19 protein-coding genes, 3 tRNA genes and 1 pseudogene are annotated in these 19,236 nt (G+C 68.5%); all 23 read right to left on the bottom strand.

Going from position 1 to position 19,236, the window contains the following annotated elements; genetic code table 11:
- Positions 1-74 (bottom strand): annotated as a pseudogene (locus ACMGEZ_RS24450) (GTP-binding protein); the annotation flags it as partial.
- Between the two features lie 74 nt (positions 75-148).
- A tRNA-Thr gene (locus ACMGEZ_RS24445) sits at positions 149-223 on the bottom strand.
- A 44-nt stretch (positions 224-267) separates the two neighbouring features.
- Positions 268-341: transfer RNA gene (locus ACMGEZ_RS24440), tRNA-Gly, on the bottom strand.
- Positions 342-460: 119 nt separating this feature from the next.
- Positions 461-546 (bottom strand) — tRNA-Tyr (locus ACMGEZ_RS24435).
- A gap of 138 nt (positions 547-684) precedes the next feature.
- Entirely contained in the window at positions 685-1,389 is a 705-nt protein-coding gene (locus ACMGEZ_RS24430; RefSeq protein ID WP_436824875.1) for a uracil-DNA glycosylase, read from the bottom strand.
- Between the two features lie 55 nt (positions 1,390-1,444).
- On the bottom strand, positions 1,445-2,245 hold the full coding sequence (trpC, locus tag ACMGEZ_RS24425) for an indole-3-glycerol phosphate synthase TrpC (protein ID WP_436824874.1): 801 nt from the start codon (positions 2,243-2,245) through the stop codon (positions 1,445-1,447).
- A 13-nt stretch (positions 2,246-2,258) separates the two neighbouring features.
- Positions 2,259-3,284: an anthranilate phosphoribosyltransferase gene (trpD, locus tag ACMGEZ_RS24420; protein ID WP_436824873.1), complete on the bottom strand. Its 1,026-nt coding sequence runs from the start codon at positions 3,282-3,284 to the stop codon at positions 2,259-2,261.
- Positions 3,285-3,301: 17 nt separating this feature from the next.
- The gene (locus ACMGEZ_RS24415; RefSeq protein WP_436824872.1) at positions 3,302-3,964 is read right to left on the bottom strand and encodes a LysE family translocator; all 663 of its coding nucleotides are present in this window, start codon (positions 3,962-3,964) and stop codon (positions 3,302-3,304) included.
- The gene (gene ltaE / locus ACMGEZ_RS24410) at positions 3,957-5,006 is read right to left on the bottom strand and encodes a low-specificity L-threonine aldolase (protein WP_436824871.1); all 1,050 of its coding nucleotides are present in this window, start codon (positions 5,004-5,006) and stop codon (positions 3,957-3,959) included. The genes ACMGEZ_RS24415 and ltaE overlap by 8 nt, the downstream gene beginning before the upstream one ends.
- Positions 5,007-5,010: 4 nt before the next feature.
- Positions 5,011-5,595 carry an anthranilate synthase component II gene (locus ACMGEZ_RS24405; RefSeq protein ID WP_436824870.1) on the bottom strand — a complete coding sequence of 195 codons (585 nt, stop codon included), beginning with the start codon at positions 5,593-5,595 and terminating at the stop codon, positions 5,011-5,013.
- Complete coding sequence (locus tag ACMGEZ_RS24400) at positions 5,592-5,981, bottom strand: GxxExxY protein (protein ID WP_436824869.1); 390 nt, start codon at positions 5,979-5,981, stop codon at positions 5,592-5,594. The genes ACMGEZ_RS24405 and ACMGEZ_RS24400 overlap by 4 nt, the downstream gene beginning before the upstream one ends.
- Positions 5,981-7,483 carry an anthranilate synthase component I gene (gene trpE / locus ACMGEZ_RS24395; protein ID WP_436824868.1) on the bottom strand — a complete coding sequence of 501 codons (1,503 nt, stop codon included), beginning with the start codon at positions 7,481-7,483 and terminating at the stop codon, positions 5,981-5,983. The genes ACMGEZ_RS24400 and trpE overlap by 1 nt, the downstream gene beginning before the upstream one ends.
- Before the next feature lie 241 nt (positions 7,484-7,724).
- A complete protein-coding gene (locus ACMGEZ_RS24390) occupies positions 7,725-8,231 on the bottom strand; it encodes a MarR family winged helix-turn-helix transcriptional regulator (protein WP_436824867.1) in 507 nt (168 codons plus the stop codon).
- The gene (locus tag ACMGEZ_RS24385) at positions 8,228-9,004 is read right to left on the bottom strand and encodes an SDR family NAD(P)-dependent oxidoreductase (RefSeq protein ID WP_436824866.1); all 777 of its coding nucleotides are present in this window, start codon (positions 9,002-9,004) and stop codon (positions 8,228-8,230) included. Before ACMGEZ_RS24385 ends, ACMGEZ_RS24390 begins: the two co-directional genes overlap by 4 nt.
- Before the next feature lie 53 nt (positions 9,005-9,057).
- Positions 9,058-9,825 (bottom strand): SDR family NAD(P)-dependent oxidoreductase, encoded by a 768-nt coding sequence (locus ACMGEZ_RS24380; RefSeq protein ID WP_436824865.1) that lies wholly within the window; start codon positions 9,823-9,825, stop codon positions 9,058-9,060.
- 4 nt (positions 9,826-9,829) lie between these two features.
- Positions 9,830-11,431 (bottom strand): ATP-dependent acyl-CoA ligase, encoded by a 1,602-nt coding sequence (locus ACMGEZ_RS24375; RefSeq protein ID WP_436824864.1) that lies wholly within the window; start codon positions 11,429-11,431, stop codon positions 9,830-9,832.
- Complete coding sequence (locus ACMGEZ_RS24370) at positions 11,421-12,152, bottom strand: ABC transporter ATP-binding protein (RefSeq protein ID WP_436824863.1); 732 nt, start codon at positions 12,150-12,152, stop codon at positions 11,421-11,423. The genes ACMGEZ_RS24375 and ACMGEZ_RS24370 overlap by 11 nt, the downstream gene beginning before the upstream one ends.
- Positions 12,149-13,996, bottom strand: a complete 1,848-nt coding sequence (locus tag ACMGEZ_RS24365) for a branched-chain amino acid ABC transporter ATP-binding protein/permease (protein WP_436824862.1) — start codon at positions 13,994-13,996, stop codon at positions 12,149-12,151. The genes ACMGEZ_RS24370 and ACMGEZ_RS24365 overlap by 4 nt, the downstream gene beginning before the upstream one ends.
- Positions 13,993-15,048: a branched-chain amino acid ABC transporter permease gene (locus tag ACMGEZ_RS24360; RefSeq protein ID WP_436824861.1), complete on the bottom strand. Its 1,056-nt coding sequence runs from the start codon at positions 15,046-15,048 to the stop codon at positions 13,993-13,995. The genes ACMGEZ_RS24365 and ACMGEZ_RS24360 overlap by 4 nt, the downstream gene beginning before the upstream one ends.
- Positions 15,049-15,091: 43 nt before the next feature.
- Entirely contained in the window at positions 15,092-16,237 is a 1,146-nt protein-coding gene (locus ACMGEZ_RS24355) for an ABC transporter substrate-binding protein (RefSeq protein ID WP_436824877.1), read from the bottom strand.
- 47 nt (positions 16,238-16,284) lie between these two features.
- Positions 16,285-16,749, bottom strand: a complete 465-nt coding sequence (locus ACMGEZ_RS24350) for an aromatic-ring-hydroxylating dioxygenase subunit beta (protein ID WP_436824860.1) — start codon at positions 16,747-16,749, stop codon at positions 16,285-16,287.
- Positions 16,746-18,062, bottom strand: coding sequence for an aromatic ring-hydroxylating dioxygenase subunit alpha (locus ACMGEZ_RS24345; protein WP_436824859.1), 1,317 nt, complete (start codon positions 18,060-18,062; stop codon positions 16,746-16,748). The genes ACMGEZ_RS24350 and ACMGEZ_RS24345 overlap by 4 nt, the downstream gene beginning before the upstream one ends.
- Before the next feature lie 30 nt (positions 18,063-18,092).
- Positions 18,093-19,235: an ABC transporter substrate-binding protein gene (locus ACMGEZ_RS24340; protein ID WP_436824858.1), complete on the bottom strand. Its 1,143-nt coding sequence runs from the start codon at positions 19,233-19,235 to the stop codon at positions 18,093-18,095.
- Between the last annotated feature and the right edge of the window lies 1 nt (position 19,236).

The raw sequence follows: 19,236 nt of genomic DNA, 5'->3' as shown, positions 1-19,236 counted from the left end.
TTGCCGTGGTCCACGTGACCGATCGTGCCCACGTTCACGTGCGGCTTCGTGCGGGTGAATTTTCCTTTTGCCATTTTCTCGACTCCGAAAAATAACTAGATCAACACACTGACATGGGGTTGCAGCCATCCGGCCACAACCCCAAGACTGGTGCCCATTGCGGGAATCGGACCCGCGACCTCTCCCTTACCAAGGGAGTGCTCTACCACTGAGCCAAATGGGCGAAATACTTCCAAAAACCTGCGCCTCGCGTCGATCGGAGATTGCTGGAGCGGGAGACGGGAATCGAACCCGCGTCATTAGCTTGGAAGGCTAGGGTTCTACCATTGAACTACTCCCGCATCGCGGTGCAACCCCTCGAGCCAGGGCCGCACCGTAGTACGGTCCGGGTTCTGCGCTTTCGCTTCAAGCTTTGCACCGAAACCCGCCATTCAAACGCTCTGCAAAATCCGTTCTTCGCTGGTGGAGAGGGCTGGATTCGAACCAGCGTACTCGTAAGAGGGCAGATTTACAGTCTGCTGCCATTAACCACTCGGCCACCTCTCCGGCGAACCTCGAAATATAGCACGGTTGACAGGGCAGGTCGATGACAGGGCTTGGCCGCGGGCAGGCGACGCAGGTTCCCACCGCGGAAATGCCTTCGACCTTCTCCGTAGCGCGAGCATTCAATTTCACCCGGATCAATTAAAGACCCTGGGACTCCCGCCAGGCCCGCGCCTCGCCGAAATGGCCACAACCGATGAAGGGCACTGGTGGGCGCAGAGCCGAAAGCGGCGAGGGGTGGTTCGCGGTCAGCACCTTGTGGCGGCGGCTGTCGATCAGCGCGCGCTTGCTCTGCGCATGCGATCCCCACAGCATGAACACCACCGGACGGTCGCCCTCGGCCACGTGGCGGATCACAGCATCGGTCAGCACCTCCCAGCCTCGGCCGGAATGGCTGGCCGGCTGGCCCTCCTCCACTGTCAGGCAGGTGTTGAGCAGCAGGACACCATGGATGGCCCACTTGACCAGGCTGCCGCCCGGATCGGGGAAACGCGGCGGCGGAGTGCCCAGATCGCGTTCCAGCTCCTTGAAGATGTTGCGCAGCGACGGGGGCAAGGGCACGCCCGGCGCCACCGAGAAGGCGAGTCCCTCCGCCTGGCCACGCCCGTGGTACGGGTCCTGGCCGAGGATCACGACGCGCACTGCCTCCGGCGGCGTCAGCTCGAGGGCTCGCAACGGCTTGGGTGGGAATATGGCGGCGCCAGCCTTCAGCCGCTCATGCAGGAAGTCGATCAGTTTGAGCCCGGCTGGCGAGCCGAAGAACTCGTCGACCAGGGGCTGCCATCCCGGGGCCACCGGCCAGTCGGCCGGATCGCTGCTGGACAGTTGGGTGGGGGGCGCGCTCATAGTGCAACCTCCGCCCTGCGGGCTACGGTATTCGCCGTGGGAACGCTCCGGCGGCTCATCGGAACAGGTCGGCCAGCGCCTCGCCGGGCTCGTCGGCACGCATGAAGGCCTCCCCCACCAGAAAGGCATGGACGCCGGCGGCACGCAGCTTCGCCACGTCCTCGCGCAACGTGATGCCCGACTCGGTGACGAGCAGGCGATCCGCGGGAACCCTCGGCAGCAGATCAAGGGTGGTCTGCACCGAGACCTCGAAGGTCCGGAGGTTGCGGTTGTTGATACCGATGAGCGGCGTGCGCAGCTTCAGCGCCCGCTCCAGCTCGGCCGCGTCGTGCACCTCCACCAGCACCGCCATCCCCAGCCCCAGCGCGATCGCCTCGAAATCGCGCATCTGCGTGTCATCCAGGGAGGCGGCGATCAGCAGGATCGCATCGGCGCCAATGGCCCGCGATTCGTAGACCTGATAGGCATCGACGATGAAATCCTTGCGCAGCACCGGCAGCTCGCAGGAGGCGCGCGCCTGCTTGAGGTAGTCGACGCCGCCCTGGAAGAACTGGCGATCGGTCAGCACCGAGAGGCAGGCCGCGTTGACCGTGCCATCGCCCTCGGCATAGCTCTGAGCGATGTCGGCCGGGATGAAGTCGGCGCGCAGCACGCCCTTGCTCGGACTGGCCTTCTTGACCTCGGCGATCACTGCCGCCTGGCCCCCTGCGATCTTGGCGCGCAGCGCGCCGGTGAAGTCGCGCGTGAGTACCCGGCTTTCGGCATCGAAGCGGATCGCCTCGAACGGGCGCATCTTGAGCGCCGCAGCCACCTCTTCCCGCTTGACCGCAACGATCTTCTCGAGGATGTCGGACATGCTTTCCCCCTCCTCAGCCCGCGTTGGTCGCCTGGACCAGTTCGGCCAGCTTGACCCTCGCCGCGCCCGATTCCAGCGCCGCACGGGCACGTGCGATCCCGCCCGCCATCGAGTCGACCAGGTCGGCCGCATAGAGCGCAGCCCCGGCATTGAGAATCACGATGTCGCGCGCCGGACCCGGCTGGTTGTCCAGCACGCCCAGCAGCATCGCCCTGGATTGTTCGGGCGTCTCGACGCGCAGCGTGCGGTTGCTGGACATGGCAAAGCCGAAATCCTCAGGATGCAGCTCGTATTCACGCACCTCGCCGTTCCTCAGCTCGCCAACCATGGTGGCAGCGCCGAGCGAGATCTCGTCCATGCCGTCCCTCCCGTAGACCACCAGCGCATGCTCGGCGCCCAGCCGCTGCAGCGCGCGCACCTGGATGCCGACCAGGTCCGGATGGAACACGCCCATCAGGATGTTCGGCGCGCCGGCCGGGTTGGTGAGAGGCCCCAGGATGTTGAAGATGGTCTTGATGCCAAGTTCCTTGCGCACCGGCGCCACGTTCTTCATCGCCGGATGGTGATTGGGCGCGAACATGAAGCCGATGCCCACGTCCGCGATGCATTTCGCGATCTGCTCGGGCTTCAGGTTGATGTTGACGCCCAGCGACTCCAGCACGTCGGCGCTGCCCGACTTGCTGCTCACGCTGCGCCCGCCGTGCTTGCTGACCTTGGCGCCCGCCGCCGCGGCCACGAACATCGAGCAGGTCGAGATGTTGAAGGTGTGCGAGCCGTCGCCTCCGGTGCCGACGATATCGACCAGGTGGCGGGTGTCGGCCACCGGCACCTTGGTCGAGACCTCGCGCATCACCTGCGCGGCGGCGGTGATCTCGCCGATGGTCTCCTTCTTGACCCGAAGACCGGTGATCAGCGCCGCCATCATCACCGGCGAGCACTCGCCGCTCATGATCAGACGCACGATGTGCAGCATCTCGTCGTGGAACACCTCGCGGTGCTCGATGGTGCGCTGCAGGGCTTCCTGGGGGGTGATGGGCATGGTGAGTCTCCCTTGGGTCAGTGAACGGATGGGGCCGCGCCCGGATTCTCTGCGAGCGCGAGCCGGATGCCAAAGCCGATGAACAGGGCGCCCGCGCCGCGCTCCAGCCAGTGCATGCCGCGGCGCACCGAGCCCACATGGCGTGCCGTCCAGCCTGCGAGCAGCGCCCAGCCGACATTCACGAAGATGGCGTTGAAGTTGAACAACGTTCCGAGCAGGAAGAAGGCCAGCGGCTTGTTGGCCGTCTCGGGCGCGATGAACTGCGGCACGAAGGCCAGGAAGAACAGCGCCACCTTCGGGTTGAGCACATTGGTCCAGAAGCCGCCGAGGAAGACGCTCCTCAGGCTGGAACGCTCCGGCATGTCTTCGATCGGCAGGACACTCTCCTTCGGCATGCGTGACACGAGCATGCGGACGCCGACCCAGAGGAGGTAAGCCGCGCCGATCCACTTGAGCACCGTGAACAACGCCGCCGAGGTCTGCATCAGCGCGCCTACGCCCACCGCGGCAGCAGTGATGTGCACGAAGCAGCCCGCCGTAATGCCCAGGCCGGCCACGATGCCGGCGCGCACGCCCGAGCGCAGTGCCCGGGTCACGATGTAGAGCACGTCCGGGCCGGGCGTCAGGTTCAACAGCAGGCCGGCAACGACGAAGAGCAAGAGCGAATGCGCGTCAGGCATGGAAGAAGCTCCGGATGGCGGCGATGGCGTGGTCGATGCCGCCGGCGTCGACGTCCAGGTGCGTCGCGAAACGCAGCCGGTACAGGCCGGTGGCAAGCACGCCCTCGCGCTTCAGGTGCGCCAGCAGATCGGCGGAGCGCGCCTGCGCCTTGCCCACCAGGTCGACGAAGAGCAGGTTGGTCTGAGGCGCCTCGACTTGCAGGCCGTCGATTCCGGCCAGGCCCTCGGCCAACCGGCGCGCCAGCGCGTGATCTTCGGCAAGGCGATCGATGTGGTGCTCCAGCGCATGCGACGCCCCGGCAGCCAGCATCCCGGCCTGGCGCATGCCGCCCCCGGCCATCTTGCGGATGCGGTGGGCGCGGGCGATCAGCTCGCGCGATCCGCACAGCGCCGATCCCACAGGCGCCCCGAGGCCCTTGCTGAAGCACACCGAGACGCTGTCGAAGCAGCCCGCGATGCGCCGCGCCTCGTCACGCGCGTCGGTGCCGCGCTGCGCCGCCTGCGCGACCGCCGCGTTGAAGAGCCGCGCGCCATCCAGATGCCGGGCGAGGCCCTTGCGTTGCGCGAGCTGCGTGGCCTGCTCGACATAGTCGAAGGGCAGCAGCTTGCCGCCCAACGTGTTCTCCAGTGCGAGCAGGCGGGTGCGGGCGAAGTGCGCGTCATCGGGCTTGATGGCGGCTTCGATGTCCTTCAGGGCCAGCGTGCCGTCCGGCTGATGGTCCAGCGGCTGCGGCTGCACGCTGCCGAACACCGCCGCGCCACCGCCTTCCCAGCGATAGCAGTGCGCCATCTGGCCGACGATGTACTCGTCTCCACGCTGGCAGTGGGCGAGGATCCCGCAGAAGTTGCTCTGCGTCCCCGTGGGTACGAAGAGCGCCGCCTCGAAGCCCAGCATGCCGGCGATCTGCGCCTGCAGCGAGTTGATGCTCGGATCGTCGCCGAACACGTCGTCGCCCAGCGGTGCCGCCAGCATGGCGTCGCGCATCGCAGCGGTCGGCCGGGTCACGGTGTCGCTGCGCAGATCGACCAGGGGCCTGCTCATGGTGTTACTCCAGGAAGTTCTTGAGCATGGCGTGGCCATGCTCGGTGAGGATGGACTCGGGGTGGAACTGCACGCCCTCGATGCGCACCGCCTGCTCGAAGCCGGTGTGGCGCACGCCCATGATCTCGCCGTCCTCGGTCCAGGCCGTGAGCTTGAGTTCGCCCGGGCAGGTGTCGCGCTCGATGGACAACGAGTGGTAACGGTTGACCACGAACTTCTCCGGCAACCCGGCGAAGACGCCCTCGCGCGTGGTTGTGATCTCGCTGGTCTTGCCGTGCATCAGCTGCTGCGCGCGGACGATGCGGGCGCCAAAAGCAGCCCCGATTGCCTGATGGCCCAGGCAGACCCCGAGAATCGGCAGCGTGCCGGCGAAGGCCTTGATCGCCGCCACCGAGATGCCGGCTTCGGCCGGCGAACACGGTCCGGGCGAGATCACCAGCCGCCCGACGCCGGCAGCGATGCGCTCGCCCACCCCTTCGACCGTGATCTCGTCGTTGCGATGCACTTCCACCTCCGCACCCAGCTCGCCGAAATACTGGACGAGGTTGTAGGTGAAGCTGTCGTAGTTGTCGATCATCAGCAGTTTCATGGCTTGGCTCCGATCCGATGCACGCCCTTGACCACCGGGAACACGTTGAAATTGACGAGCAGGCCCAGCGGCAGCCCCGACAGCCGCACCGCGGCCTGCGCCTGGGCGCGATGCAGGTCGGTCAACGCATCGACCGCCTTCACTTCGACCACCACCGATTGCTCGACCACGAAGCCCGCGCGGCAGACCTCGCCGAGCGAGCGGCCCTTGTAGCTGGCCGACACCGGCACGTCCCGCACGAAGCCGATCTCGCGCTCGGCGAGTTCGATCTCCAGCGCGGCGGCGTACACCTCGGCCGGCAGGCCGACGCCGAGCACGCGTTGCACCTCGATCGCGGCCCCGATGATCTCGTGCGAGAAGTCGGTGTTCTGAAATTCGTCGGCCATCACTCGAGCCCTTCCTCGACCAGTTCGGCGGCACGCAGGAGCGCCCGCGCCTTCGCCTCGGTTTCCTTCCACTCCAACTCGGGCACCGAATCAGCCACGACGCCCGCAGCCGCCTGCACGTGCAGCATCTGGTCCTTCACGATGCCGGTCCGGATGGCGATGGCCACGTCCATGTCGCCCGCGTAGCTGATGTAGCCGCAGGCGCCGCCGTAGAGGCCGCGCTTGGTGGGCTCCAGCTGGTCGATCAGCTCCATCGCGTGCACCTTGGGCGCGCCGGTCAGGGTGCCGGCGGGGAAGGTGGCCTTCAACACGTCGATCGCGGTCATGCCGTCCTTCAAGGTGCCCTCGACATTGCTGACGATGTGCATCACGTGGCTGTAGCGCTCGATGGCGAAGGCCTCGGTCACCTTCACGCTGCCGGTCTTGGCGATGCGGCCGATGTCGTTGCGCGCCAGGTCGATCAGCATCACGTGCTCGGCACGCTCCTTGGGGTCGTTGATCAGATCCTGCTCGGCCGCCTTGTCCAGCTCGGGCGACGCACCGCGCGGGCGGGTGCCGGCCAGCGGGCGGATGGTGATCTTCTGCTCGCCTCCGCCCGTCTGCTCCTGGCGCACCAGGATCTCCGGCGAGGCGCCCACCACATGGAAGTCGCCCAGGTCGTAGTAGTACATGTAGGGCGAGGGGTTGAGCGAACGCAGAGCGCGGTAGAGCGACAGCGGCGATTCGGTGTAGCGCTTGCTGATTCGCTGGCCCACCTGCACCTGCATGAAGTCGCCGGCTGCGATCAGCTCCTTGGCGCGCTCCACCGCCGCAAGGTAGTCGGCCTTGGCAAAGCTGCGCTCGGGCGGATGCGCCTGTGTCGGACGCACTTGCGGCGCGCTGACCGAGTACTTGAGCTGCTCGCGCAGCTCGCGCAGGCGCCGCTTGGCATTGGCATACGCCTCCGACTGAGCCGGGTCGGCGTAGACGATCAGGTAGAGCTTGCCCGAGAGGTTGTCGATCACCGCCAGCTCCTCGCATTGCAGCAAGAGGATGTCGGGACAGCCCAGCGTGTCGGGCGGGCAGCTCAGTTCCAGCTTCTTCTCGATGTGGCGCACGGTGTCGTAGCCGAAGTAGCCGGCCAGCCCACCGCAGAAGCGCGGCAGGCCGGGCCGCAGCGCCACCTTGAAGCGCTTCTGGTAGGCCGCGACGAAGTCCAGCGGATTGCCGTGGACCTCCTCGACCACCTTGCCGCAGGTGACGACCTGGGTCAGCGCCTCGGCGCCGAAACCGCTGGCGCGCAGCAAGGTGCGCGCCGGCAGGCCGATGAAGCTGTAGCGCCCGAAGCGCTCGCCGCCCACCACCGATTCCAGCAGGAAGCTGTGGCGGCCGCTCTCCTTGGCGTGGGCCAGCTTGAGATAGAGGGACAGCGGGGTTTCGAGGTCGGCAAAGGCCTCGACCATCAGGGGGATGCGGTTGTAGCCTTGCGCGCTGAGGCTCTTGAATTCGAGTTCGGTGATCACGGGTGGGGTCTCCGTCGGCCGGCGACGCCACGTGGTCGCCGGTGTCATTCACATGAGAGGTGGCCGCGTCGCGATGGACCTCGGCCGGGGGCGCACGGCGTGCGCCGTGCAATCAAACAGGCTGCAACGATGGCGTGCGCCAAGGCCAGGCTCCCCGGCCGCCTTGACCTGTCTGAATGACGTGATGAATGAACATGGAGGCGCGAGTTTAGCCCAGGGACCTCGGCATGACAAAAGAATGCTAGCGCACGAGGTGCACGCGCAGCGCCCCGAGCTGCGAATACAGCTGCTGCACCGCCTTTGCGTCCAGCCCCGCGAAGAGCTCCAGCAGCCATTCCTCGTGCGCCTTGGCCATCGCCTCGAAGCCGCGGCGGCCCTTGGGCGTCAGGCTCACGATCCAGGCCCGGCGGTCTTCCGGGCTGGGCGAGCGCTGGACCACGCCCTCGCGCTCGAGCTCGTCGGTCAGGCCGGTGACATTGCCGCCGGTCACCATCAGGTAGCGCGACAGCACGCGCATCTTGAGGCCCTCGCGGTAGCGGTAGAGCTGCGCCATGTAGTCGAAGCGCGCGAGCGAGATGTCGAAGTTCTCGCGCAGCCGCTTGCGGATCTCGGCCTCGATCTGCGTGGTGCTGGCCAGCATGCGCAGCCACAGCTTGAGGACCGCATGGTCGCCGGTGCCGGCACGCGCCTCGTGGCCCAGCTCCTGCGCGTCGCTCAGGAGCGCATGCGAAGCGTCGTTCTGCTTCATGTGACCTCGCCGCCCGAGACCGAGATCGACTGGCCGTTGACCGCCGCAGCGCCCTCCCCGCAGAGCCAGCGCACCGCATCCGCCACCTCGGCCGGCTGCACGATGCGGCGCTGCGGGTTGACCGCCGCGAACTCCGCCATCGCCTCGGCCTCGCTGCGCCCGGTCTTGCCGACCACGTTGCTGACGCTGTCGCGCAGGATGTCCGTGTCGGTATAGCCGGGGCACACGGCATTCACCGTCACGCCCTTGCGCGCCACCTCCAGCGCCAGCGAGCGGGTAAGCCCGATCACGCCGTGCTTGGCTGCCGTGTAGGCGCTGACATAGGCATAGCCCTTCTGCCCCGCCGTGCTCGCGATGTTGACGATGCGACCCCAGCCCGCTTCGAGCATGCCCGGAAGCGCCGCCTGGGCGCAGAGAAAGCTGCCCGTCAGGTTGACGCTCAGCATTCGCTGCCAGAGCGCGATGGAGGTCTTCAGGAAAGGCGCGCTCTCGGCCGCGCCGGCGTTGTTGACGAGGATGGCGATCGGCCCGCGCTCGGCGCGCGCCTGCGCGAAAGCAGCCGCGACGGCCTCGGCGTCGGCCACGTCGGCGGTCACGACGCCATGGCCGCTGCCGGGCAGCGAGTCGGCCACCCGCAGCAGGGCGGCGCGGTCACGCCCCAGCAGGGTCAGCGCCGCGCCCTCGGCCGCGAGGGTGCGCGCGATCTCGGCGCCGATGCCGCGCGCGGCGCCGGTCACGAGCGCGTGGCGGCCAGTCAGTGAATGTGCTTGCATGCCTGAATTGTTTAGTTCTGAAAAATTTTACCGGCCGGTGGTGGCGTGCTTCTTCAGCGCATGAGGCGTCCGCCGTTGAGGTCCAGTGTGGCACCGGTCACGAAGCCCGCCGCCGGCGAGGCCAGGTAGACCACCGCCGCGGCCACCTCTTCCGGCTCGCCGAAGCGCCCGACCGGGATGCCCGCGGCCAGCGTTCGCCGGCGCGCCTCGTCCATGGCCTCGAGTACCGGGCTGCGCACAGCCGCCGGCGCCAGCGCGTTCACAGTGACACCATGCGGCGCGAGTTCCTGGGCGAAAGCGCGGGTCAGCGCCATCACGCCCGCCTTGGACGCCGCATAGTGCACGCCGGTCGCCGCGCTCGCCTGCTGCCCGGCGATCGAGCCGAGATTGACGATGCGCCCTGCGCCGCGCTCGCGCATGTGGCGCCCGGCGATGCGGCAGCCGAAGAAGCTGCCGCGCAGATTGACGGCCAGCACCTCGTCCCATTCCTCGGCGCCGATGTCCCACAGCGAGGTCGACGGCGTGCGGGCGGCGTTGTTGACCATCACGTCCACGCCGCGGAAGCGCTGCACGGCAGCGTCGAAGCACAGCCAGAAGCTGGCCTCGTCGCGCACGTCCAGCGGCATCGCGATGACTTCGTGGCCCGCCTCGCGCAAGCTGGCCGCGACGGCCTCGACCGCCTGCTCGTCGATGTCGGTCAGCATCACCCGCGCGCCGGCCTCGGCCACCCCGCGCGCGATGGCAGCGCCGAGCCCCTGCCCCGCTCCGGTCACGAAGGCCGAGCGTCCGGCCAGCGAGAACAGCTCGGCAGGCGTCGGCATCGCTTCAGCCCTTGGCCGGCGCCCGCCCGCCGGGCCCGCGGTCCCAGGTGGCGGCGGTCACGCCGCGCTCGCGCAGCTTGTATTTCTGCACCTTGCCGTTCTCGGTGCGTGGCAGGTCGGGCAGCAGGTCGACATAGCGCGGCAGCGCGAAGTACGGCAGCCGCGTCTCGCAGAAGGCGAGCAGCTCGGCCGGGTCGAGGCGCTGGCCCTCGCGCGCCACCAGTGCGGCCATCACCTCGTCCTCGGCCAGCTCGGAGTGCACGGGATAGACCGCGCAGGCGGCGACGCCCGGATGGCTCAGCAGCACCTGCTCGACTTCGAAAGAAGAGATGTTCTCCCCGCGCCGGCGTATCGCGTCCTTGATGCGGTCGACGAAGCGGAAGGCCCCGTCCGCCTCGCGCACCACGCGGTCGCCCGTGTGGAACCACAGGTTGCGCCAGGCTTCGACTGTCTTCTCCGGCATGTTGAAGTAGCCGCTCGCAAAGGCATGGGGCTCGTCGGCGCGCAGCAGCAGTTCGCCGGCCTCGCCGTCGGGCAACGCCACATCGTCCTCGTCCGCCACGCGGGCCTGGAAGCCGGGCCGCAGCCAGCCCATCACGCCGCCGCGCGGCGAATCGGGTGCGGTGGCGATGGCGAAGTTGGTCTCGGTCGAGCCATAGCCCTCCAGCAGCCGCACGCCCGTGCGTTCCAGGAAGGTCCGGGCCGCGGATTCCGGCACGCCGGGTCCAAGGCCCACGCGCACGCGATGGTCGCGCTCGCCGGGCCCCTCGGGCTGCGCCAGCAGGATGGGCACCATCGCACCCAGCAGGTAGACCACCGTGGCGCCCGAGGCCCGCATCGACGGCCAGAAGCCCGACGCCGAGAAGCGCGGCTCGAAGACCACTTCGCACCCGGTGAGCGCCGCCTGCGCGAAGGTGTTCAGCGCGTTGATATGAAAGAGGGGCAGCGTGGTGCAAAGCACGTCGTCCGCGCCAACGCCGAGCACATCCGCACTGTTGACGCCCCACCAGTAATACTGCGCATGCGGGCACACCACGCCTTTGGCCGGACCCGTGGTGCCCGAGGTGTAGAGGATGGCCAGCGAGTCGCCCGGCTGCATGGCGGCCGGCGGCAGGGCATCGCGCGCCGCCGGGTAGGGCAGCGTGCGCACGCCCGGAATCGCATCGCCGGCGTCCGCACCCAGCACCCAGATCTCGCGCAGCAAAGTGCGCGCCAGATCCGCGGCCAGCAAGCGCTCGACGAACGCCGCTTCGATGACCAGCAGCTTCGCCTCGCTGTTCTGCAGGAAGTATTCGATCTGCGGCCCCATCGAGGCCGTGTTGATCGGCACCATCGCGGCGCCCAGCCAGCCGCAGCCGAGAAAGACCTCGAGAAACTCGATGCGGTTGCCGCTCATCAGCGCCACGCGGTCGCCGCGCTGCACGCCTGCCTGCGCCAGCGCCGCGGCACGACCACCTGCGGCCTGCCGTGCATCACTGTGCGTCCAGGACCGGCCCGCGATGCGCAGCAGCGGCCGCCCCTCGAAGAGCCCCGCCTGCCGCTCCAGCATTGCGGGCAGCGTGCGCTGCGCCGGCGGCAGCGGGCTGGCAGGACGCTCAGGCGTCATCGTTCGTGCCCCCGCCGAGGTAGGTGGCCTGCACGCGCGGATCGCTGGCCAGCTCCTGCGACGCGCCGGTCAGCGCGATCTCGCCGGTCTCCAGCACATAGCCGTGGTCCGAGCTCTCCAGCGCCGCGCGCGCGTTCTGCTCGACCAGCAGGATGGAGACGCCGTCCTCGCGCAGCTTGCGCACGATGGCCAGGATGTCGCGCACGATCAGCGGCGCCAGGCCCAGGCTGGGCTCGTCGAGCATCAAGAGGCGCGGCGCCGACATCAGCGCGCGGCCCACCGCCAGCATCTGCCGCTCGCCGCCCGAGAGCGTGTCGGCGCGCTGCGCACGGCGCTCGGCCAGACGCGGGAAGCGGTCGTAGACCGACTGCAGCCGCTTCTTCAGTGCATCGCTGCGCAGTTTGCTGCCGAAGGCGCCGAGCTGCAGGTTGTCGAGCACGCTGAGCTCGCCGAAGAGCTCGCGCTTCTCGGGCACCAGGCAGAGGCCGCGCTCGACGCGCGCCTCCACGTCGAGCCCGTGGAGGTCCTCGCCCTCGAAGCGCAGCAGGCCCTTGCAGGGCAGGAGGCCCATGGCCGCGGCCAGCAGCGTGGTCTTGCCGGCGCCGTTGGGGCCGATCACCGAGATGATCTGGCCGTGCTCCAGGTTGAGCGAGACGCCGCGGACGGCGTCGACCTGGCCGTAGGACACGTGAAGGTCGCCTATTTCCAGCATCGCAGTCATACGACGCTCCCCAGATACGCCGCCTGCACCCTCTCATCTGCCCGCACCGCAGAAGGCACCCCCTCGACGAGCTTCGACCCGAAGTTCATCACCACCAGCCGATCCACCAGCTTCATCACGAAGTCCATGTCGTGCTCGACGATCAGGATGGTCACGCCCTCCTCGCGCAGCTTGCGCAGCAGGTCGCCCAGCGCCATCTTCTCCTTGCGCCGAAGTCCGGCCGCCGGCTCGTCCAGCACCAGCAGCACCGGGTCGGCCGCAAGCGCGCGGGCGATCTCCAGGATGCGCTGGGTGCCCAGTGGCAGGCTGCCCGCGAGCTCGTGCGCGCGCTCGCCCAGGCCGATGCGATCGAGCTGGCGTTGCGCTTCCTGCAGGACCTGGCGCTCCTCGGCACGATCGAGCCGCAGGCCCGCCTTGAGCACACCCGAACTCGTACGCCCATACGCACCCAGCGCGACGTTGTCCAGCAGCGTCATGTGCGGGCGCAGCTTGACGTGCTGGAAAGTGCGCGCCAGGCCCAGCCGCGCCACCTTGCGCTGCGGCATGCCGGCGATGTCGTGGCCGAGAAAGCGTACCTGCCCGGCCGTCATCGGCAAGGTGCAGGTCAGCAGGTTGAACATGGTCGACTTGCCCGCGCCGTTGGGCCCGATCAGGCCCATGATCTCGCCGGCCTTCACCTCGAAGCTCACGTCGTTCACCGCCACCAGCCCGCCGAAGCGCTTGACCGCGCCCGTCACCGAGAGGATGGGCGAACCCCGCTCGGGCAGCGTGCGATGCGGCAACGGCTCGACCGCCGCCAAGGGCTCGCGCGGCGCATGCGCACGCGCACGCTTGTGGGTCCAGCGCCGCACGAAGCCCATCAGCCCGCCGCGCGCGAAGTGCAGCAGCAGGATGAAGAGCGTCGCGAAGGCCACCGCCTCCAGCTGCCCCGCACGTTGCGTCAACAGCGGCAGCACGTCCTGCAGCCCGTTCTTCAGGATCAGCACCAGCGCCGAGCCGACCAGCGCGCCGGTCAGGTGCCCGAGCCCGCCGGCCACTGCCATCAGCAGGTACTCGATGCTGGCGCGCACGTCGAAGGGCGAAGGGCTCACGAAGCGGTTCATGTGCGCATAGAGCCAGCCCGCGAGGCCGGCGAACAGCGCGGCCGTCACGAACAGCGTGAGCCGCACGCGATAGGCATCGGCCCCCACGCTGGCCAGCAGGATGGCGCCGCCGCGCAGGCTGCGGATCGCGCGGCCCGGCCGCGACTGCAGGAGGTTGTGGCTGAACAGCATGGCCAGGCCGACCAGCACCCAGATCAGGTAGTAGATGGCGCGCGGATCGGCCAGCGACCAGGCGCCGACGCTGAGCGCCGGGATGTTCGACAGGCCCGTATGACGCCCGAGCGCATCGACATTGCCGAACAGCATCGCGATCGACAACCCCCAGGCGATGGTCGAAAGCGGCAGGAAGTGCCCGCCCAGCCGGAGCGTGAGCATGCCGATCGCCAGCGCCGAGAGCCCGGTCAGGCCCAGCGCGAACACCAGCCCCAGCCAGGGCGACAGCCCCTGCGTGGTGCTGAGCCACGCCGTCGCATAGGCCGCGATGCCGACGAAGGCAGCCTGCCCGAAGGAGGTCGCCCCGCCGATGCCGGTCAAGAGCACCAGCCCCAGCGCCACCAGCGCGCCGATGCCGATGTCGTTGAGCAGCGAGACGGTGAAATTGCCGGCGAGCAGCGGCACCAGCGCCAGCACCACGACGACGAGGCCGATCCACAGCAGGCGCCTGGGAAGGCGCTTCGTCGATGCGCTTGCCGGCGTGCCGCTCACGGCGACTGCGCCTTCGGTCGTTTGCGCGGTGCTCATTGGTCCACCTCCTCTTCTTCCTCTTCCGCATGCACGCTCAAGAAGGAGCGCAGCATCAGCACCGGGATCAGCAGGCTGAAGACGATCACGTCCTTCAGCGCGCCGCTCCAGAAGGAGGCGAAGCTCTCGACCACGCCGACCGCCAGCGCGCCGATGGCGGTCATGGGGTAGCTCACCAGCCCGCCGATGATCGCCGCCACGAAGGCCTTGAGCCCGATGATGAAGCCGGAGTCGTAGTACATGGTGGTGACCGGCGCAATCAGCACGCCGATCAGGCCCGCCAGCAGCGAGGCGCAGCCATAGGCCAGCAGCGCCGTGCGCGCCGGCCGTATGCCGACCAGCCGCGCGCCCACGCGGTTGACAGCGGTGGCGCGCAGCGCCTTGCCGGCGATCGTGCGCTCGAACACCAGGAAGAACAGCCCGCTGAGCACGATTGCCGATGCCACCATCAGGATCACCTGCCCGCTCACGGTGAAGCCGTCGCCCAGCGGGAGCGAGCCGCTGGCCAGGGGCTGGGTGCGCGAGCCCTCGGGGCCGAAGAAGAGCAGGCCCAGGCCCGACAGCAGGAAGTGCAGCGCCAGCGAGACGATCAGCAGCACCAGCACCGAGGCGTCGGCGATCGGCTGGAACACGACGCGCGAGAGCAGCGGCGCGATCGGCACCACCAGCAGCACCGCCGAGGCGATGTGCAGCGGCGCCGGCACGCCCGGCCGGCTCGCCAGCCATGCCAGCAGGCAGGGGACCAGCGGCAGCACGCCCCAGCCCAGCAGCGCCTTGGGGATGCGGGCGCTTTCGCCGCGCCGCACCAGGCTGCCGATCTCGGTCGCCAGCGCGAGCGCCGTCAGCACCATGACCAGGCCGATGGTGGGCGGCACGCGCCCGGTTTCGAAGGCGGCCAGCGAGAGCGCGGCAAAGGCCGCGACATCACCGAAGGGCACGAAGACCACGCGCGTGACCGAGAAGATCAGCACCAGCCCCAGCCCGGCCAGGAGGTAAACGGCGCCGTTCGCCAGGCCGTCGATGCCCAGGATCAGTGCCACGTCGGGTGTCATTCGGGAGTCCTCCGCTTCTTTCCGTTGTTGTCGCTCGCAGGCTTCAGTTCGCGAGCTTCCACTGGCCGTTCTCGAGCTTCACGATCACGCGTGCGCGCTCGTCCACGCCGTACAGATCGCCCGGCTTGAAGTTGTAGACGCCGTGCGTGCCCACCACCTCCTTGGTGCTGGCGATCGCGTCGCGCAGCGATTGCCTGAACTCCGGCGTACCCGGCTCGCCCTTGGCCCGCGCCGCGGCGTTGGTGAACACCAGCCACCCGTCGAAGGAGTAGGCGGAGAAGGCATCGCTGGTGGGCGCGTTGTTGACCTTCTGGAAGGCGGCGCGGAAGTCCATCGCGATCTTCTTGGTCGGGTAGTCGTTCGGCAGCTGCTCGGCCACGATCACCGGCCCGGTGGGCATCAGCGCACCTTGCCCGGCCCCGCCGACCACGCGCACGAAGTCGGGGTTGATCAGTCCGTGCTGGCCGTACATCGGGCCCTTGAAGCCGCGCTCGCTCAGCGCCAGGAAGGGCAGCGCGCCCGGCGTGCCGGCGCCGCCGGTCATCACCGCATCCGGCTTCATGGCCAGCAGCTTGAGCACCTGGCCGGTGACCGACGCGTCGGCCCGCGCGTAGCGCTCGTTGCCCAGCACCTTGATGCCGGCAGCGGGCGCCGACTTCATCAGCGCGTTGTAGACCAGGTCGCCCCAGGCATCGGAGAAGCCGATGTAGCCCACGGTCTTGACGCCGTCCTTCTTCATGCGCTCGACGACCGCGTCGATCATCAACTGCGTGGGCTGCGCGACGGTGAAGACCCAGCCGTTCTCCGCCGGGTCGAGCTGGATCGGCGTGAGGCCGATCATCGGCACCTTCGCATCGCGGCCCACCTGCGCCATCGCGATCGCGGCGGGTACGCCGGAGGTTCCCATCAGCACATCCACCTTTTCCTCGTCCACCAGCTTGCGCGCGTTGCGGCCCGCGTTGGTGGGGTCGGAGCCGTCGTCGAGCACGATCAGCTGGATCTTGCGGCCGTTGACCTCGCTCTTGTAGGCCAGCGCGGCCTGCATGCCCTTCGCGTAGGGCACGCCCAGCGAGGAGTTCGGGCCGGAGAGCGAGACGCTCAGCCCCACCTTGAGATCGGCCGCGAAGGCGGTGATCGCGAATCCGGCGGCCAGGGCCGTGGCCAACGCGCTGCGCGCCAGGGTCTTCATCAAGCTCTTCGTCATGGGGTGGCTCCTCGAGGGGTGGGTGGGATGGGTCAGATGAACAACTGGATGGCGGGTAGCGCGCGGCCGGCGTTGAGCAGATCGATGCGCTTGCGGCGGATCAGGAAGCTGTCGCCGTGCCGCGCCAGCAGGTGGCGGCAGGTGCCGGCGAGCAGCAATTGCTCTTCGCCGCGCGCTTCCACATAGATGAAGGGCGTGGCGAGCGCGAGGCCCGCCTCGTCGTCCTGCTCGATCACCGAGCGCTGCAGCACATGCTGGCATTGGCTTCGGGGATGCTGCGAGTGCGCGCGCGGATTCTTCAGGCGCTCGATGCGCAGCTGAAGCAGCAGCCGGTCTTCATACGCAATGGAGTTGTGGGAGACCGGATCGGCCTGCGCGGCACCCTGCAGCGGCACCCAGTAGTGGCCGTCGTCGGCGAAGAGCGCCAGCCAGTCGTCGAAACGGCCGGCATCGAGCAGGGCGGCCTCATGCGCGACGAAGTCCTGCGCCTGCGTCATGCGGAAGGCTCCGTCATGTATCTGGCCCAGGCGCGGAACTGGTTGCGCATCAGCAGCTCGTTGGTGCCGTTGGTGCTGATCGTGTCTTGCGCGAGCTCGGCCGGATCGAAGTTTCGATGCAGGCTGACCCATTCGTTGCCCTCGGCCGCCAGGCCGCGCTGCATGCTCTCGAACAGGTGCACGTCGTCGTGCGCCACCACCGACATGGGCGAGAAGACCAGGCGGTTGTAGGTCATCGCGCGCTCGAAGAGCAGATCGGGCGCGCCGGCCGCGCGGAAGCTCCAGGCCTCGATCAGCGTGCGGTTCGCCGCCAGCGGGCGGATCACCCGGATGGCCTGCGGCGAGCCCTTGACCGAGAGGCTGGGGAAGAGCACCGAGTTCTGCGGCGAGCGCTGCAGGATCTCCATCGCCCGCTCGGCGCCGTGCGCCTCGCGCATCGCGGCCTCGTAGTCGGGCAGCTGCGCGTAGTTCGAGTGGATGCTGAAATTGATGCCCAGCACGCTGTGGCCGTTGGCGAACACGCGCCCGCCCATCTTGTCGAAGAAGTCGTAGCCGGAGCCGAAGGGCAGGATCTGCTCCATCGCCATCGGCTTGGGCTCGTCCGGCGAGCGGCCCTGCCACAGCGCATCGGCCGCCTGCGTGGCCGACTCGTGCGTGGACATCGGATGCACCGTGTCGTTGATGTTCTCGAGGTACATCTTCCAATTGCAATGGATGATGTTGCGCAGCACGCCGCCGCCCACCGTGAGCCGGCCCTCGGGCGAGCGCTCGACCATGTTGTCGATGGCGCGCAGCACCTCGCCGAAGTAGTCCTCGAAACCCGGGCCCTGGTCGGCGAGCCGCGCGAACACGAAGTCGCGGTAGACCGCCGTGTTCTTCAGCTCGACCAGGCCCCGGCCCGATTCGCATTCCTTCAGGCGGGTGCCTTCGTAGCCCGACTTCAGGGGAATCGCCAGCGGCGCGCCGTCGAGCTTGTAGGTCCAGGCGTGATAGGGACAGCGGAAGAACTTGCCGGCATTGCCGCTCTCGTCCGTGACCAATTGGCTGCCCTTGTGCGCGCAGCGGTTGTAGAACACGCGCACCGCGCCGTCGGCCTGCCGCACCATCATCACCGGGCGGCCGGCGAGTTGCAGCGCCCAGTAGTCGCCGGTGTTCGGCACCTGGCTGGCATGCCCCACGTAGAGCCAGGTGTTGGCGAAGAAGCGCTCCTGCTCCAGCGCGAACAGCTCGTCGCTCAAGTACAGATCGCGGTGCACCCGATCCTCCTGGACCAGTGCGCGGATGGCCTCGGGTCGGTCACGATAGCTGTTCATGGCAGGGGCGCCTTGCTTCGAATCAGGGCGTCAGGGCACCAGCTTCCACTGGCCCTTCTCCATGCGCACCACCACCACGGCGCGCTGGTCGGAACCGTAGCGGTTGTCCGGCTTGAAGTTGTAGACGCCGTGCGTGCCCACCAGCTCCTTGGTGCTCACGATGGCATCGCGCAGCGCCGTGCGATAGGCCGGCGTGCCGGGCTCGCCCTTGGCGCGCGAGGCCGCATCGGCCAGCAGCAGGTAGGCGTCGTAGGTGTAGGAGGAGAAGGCGTCGGTCGGCTGCGCGCCGTGCACCTTCTGGTAGGCGCTGCGGAAGTTCATCGACACCTTCTTGATCGGGTTGTCGGCCGGCAGCTGGTCGGCCACCAGCACCGGGCCGCTGGGCACCTGCAGGCCTTCGATCGAAGCGCCGCCCACCCGCACGAAGTCGGCGTTGATCAGGCCGTGCGTGCCGTAGATCCGGCCCTTGTAGCCGCGCTCGGCCAGGCCCAGGTAAGGCAGCGCGCCGGGTGTGCCCGAGTTGCCGGCGAACACCGCGTCGGGCCGGCTGGCCATGATCTTCAGCACCTGTCCCGCGACCGAGGAATCAGTACGCGCATAGCGCTCGTTGGCCACCACCTTGATGCCGGCCGCCTCGGCGCTCTTCACCAGCGAGTCGTAGGCCAGGTCGCCCAGTGCGTCGGAGAAGCCGATGAAGGCCACCGTCTTCACGCCCGACTTCTTCATCTGCTCGACCACGCCCGCGACCATCAGCGGGAAGGGCTGCGAGACCGTCACGGTCCAGGCGCCCTCCGGGCCGGGAATGGTGACCGGTGTGGGCGAGATCAGCGGCGTGTTGAGCTCGCGCGCCACGGCCGCGATGGCCATCGCGTTGGGAACGCCCGAGCTGCCGATCAGCACGTCGACCTTGTCCTCGGTGACGAGCTTGCGGGCATTGCGTCCGGCGGTGGTGGGGTCGGAGGCATCGTCGAGCACGATCAGCTCGACCTTGTGGCCGGCCAGCGTCGGATGCTCGGCAATCGCGGCGCGAATGCCCTTCTCATACGGAATGCCCAGCGCCGAAACGGGCCCCGACAGCGAGCTGATGAAACCGATCTTGAGATCGGCGGCCACGGCCTGCGCGGCAGCCAGGGCAATGGCCGTGAGGCCGATGACACGTGCGAGCTTCTTCATG

Source organism: Variovorax stachyos, from assembly GCF_051400855.1.
In the GTDB taxonomy this organism is placed as follows: Bacteria; Pseudomonadota; Gammaproteobacteria; order Burkholderiales; family Burkholderiaceae_C; genus Variovorax.
This window is presented reverse-complemented; position numbering and strand designations above follow the sequence as displayed.

What these genes read in the sequence shown, in the direction of transcription:
- ACMGEZ_RS24430 (WP_436824875.1), bottom strand. Translation starts at nt 1,389, where the DNA reads ATGAGCGCGCCCCCCACCCAACTGTCCAGCAGCGATCCGGCCGACTGG.
- trpC (WP_436824874.1), bottom strand. Translation starts at nt 2,245, where the DNA reads ATGTCCGACATCCTCGAGAAGATCGTTGCGGTCAAGCGGGAAGAGGTG.
- trpD (WP_436824873.1), bottom strand. Translation starts at nt 3,284, where the DNA reads ATGCCCATCACCCCCCAGGAAGCCCTGCAGCGCACCATCGAGCACCGC.
- ACMGEZ_RS24415 (WP_436824872.1), bottom strand. Translation starts at nt 3,964, where the DNA reads ATGCCTGACGCGCATTCGCTCTTGCTCTTCGTCGTTGCCGGCCTGCTG.
- ltaE (WP_436824871.1), bottom strand. Translation starts at nt 5,006, where the DNA reads ATGAGCAGGCCCCTGGTCGATCTGCGCAGCGACACCGTGACCCGGCCG.
- ACMGEZ_RS24405 (WP_436824870.1), bottom strand. Translation starts at nt 5,595, where the DNA reads ATGAAACTGCTGATGATCGACAACTACGACAGCTTCACCTACAACCTC.
- ACMGEZ_RS24400 (WP_436824869.1), bottom strand. Translation starts at nt 5,981, where the DNA reads ATGGCCGACGAATTTCAGAACACCGACTTCTCGCACGAGATCATCGGG.
- ACMGEZ_RS24390 (WP_436824867.1), bottom strand. Translation starts at nt 8,231, where the DNA reads ATGAAGCAGAACGACGCTTCGCATGCGCTCCTGAGCGACGCGCAGGAG.
- ACMGEZ_RS24385 (WP_436824866.1), bottom strand. Translation starts at nt 9,004, where the DNA reads ATGCAAGCACATTCACTGACTGGCCGCCACGCGCTCGTGACCGGCGCC.
- ACMGEZ_RS24380 (WP_436824865.1), bottom strand. Translation starts at nt 9,825, where the DNA reads ATGCCGACGCCTGCCGAGCTGTTCTCGCTGGCCGGACGCTCGGCCTTC.
- ACMGEZ_RS24375 (WP_436824864.1), bottom strand. Translation starts at nt 11,431, where the DNA reads ATGACGCCTGAGCGTCCTGCCAGCCCGCTGCCGCCGGCGCAGCGCACG.
- ACMGEZ_RS24370 (WP_436824863.1), bottom strand. Translation starts at nt 12,152, where the DNA reads ATGACTGCGATGCTGGAAATAGGCGACCTTCACGTGTCCTACGGCCAG.
- ACMGEZ_RS24365 (WP_436824862.1), bottom strand. Translation starts at nt 13,996, where the DNA reads ATGAGCACCGCGCAAACGACCGAAGGCGCAGTCGCCGTGAGCGGCACG.
- ACMGEZ_RS24360 (WP_436824861.1), bottom strand. Translation starts at nt 15,048, where the DNA reads ATGACACCCGACGTGGCACTGATCCTGGGCATCGACGGCCTGGCGAAC.
- ACMGEZ_RS24355 (WP_436824877.1), bottom strand. Translation starts at nt 16,237, where the DNA reads ATGAAGACCCTGGCGCGCAGCGCGTTGGCCACGGCCCTGGCCGCCGGA.
- ACMGEZ_RS24350 (WP_436824860.1), bottom strand. Translation starts at nt 16,749, where the DNA reads ATGACGCAGGCGCAGGACTTCGTCGCGCATGAGGCCGCCCTGCTCGAT.
- ACMGEZ_RS24345 (WP_436824859.1), bottom strand. Translation starts at nt 18,062, where the DNA reads ATGAACAGCTATCGTGACCGACCCGAGGCCATCCGCGCACTGGTCCAG.
- ACMGEZ_RS24340 (WP_436824858.1), bottom strand. Translation starts at nt 19,235, where the DNA reads ATGAAGAAGCTCGCACGTGTCATCGGCCTCACGGCCATTGCCCTGGCT.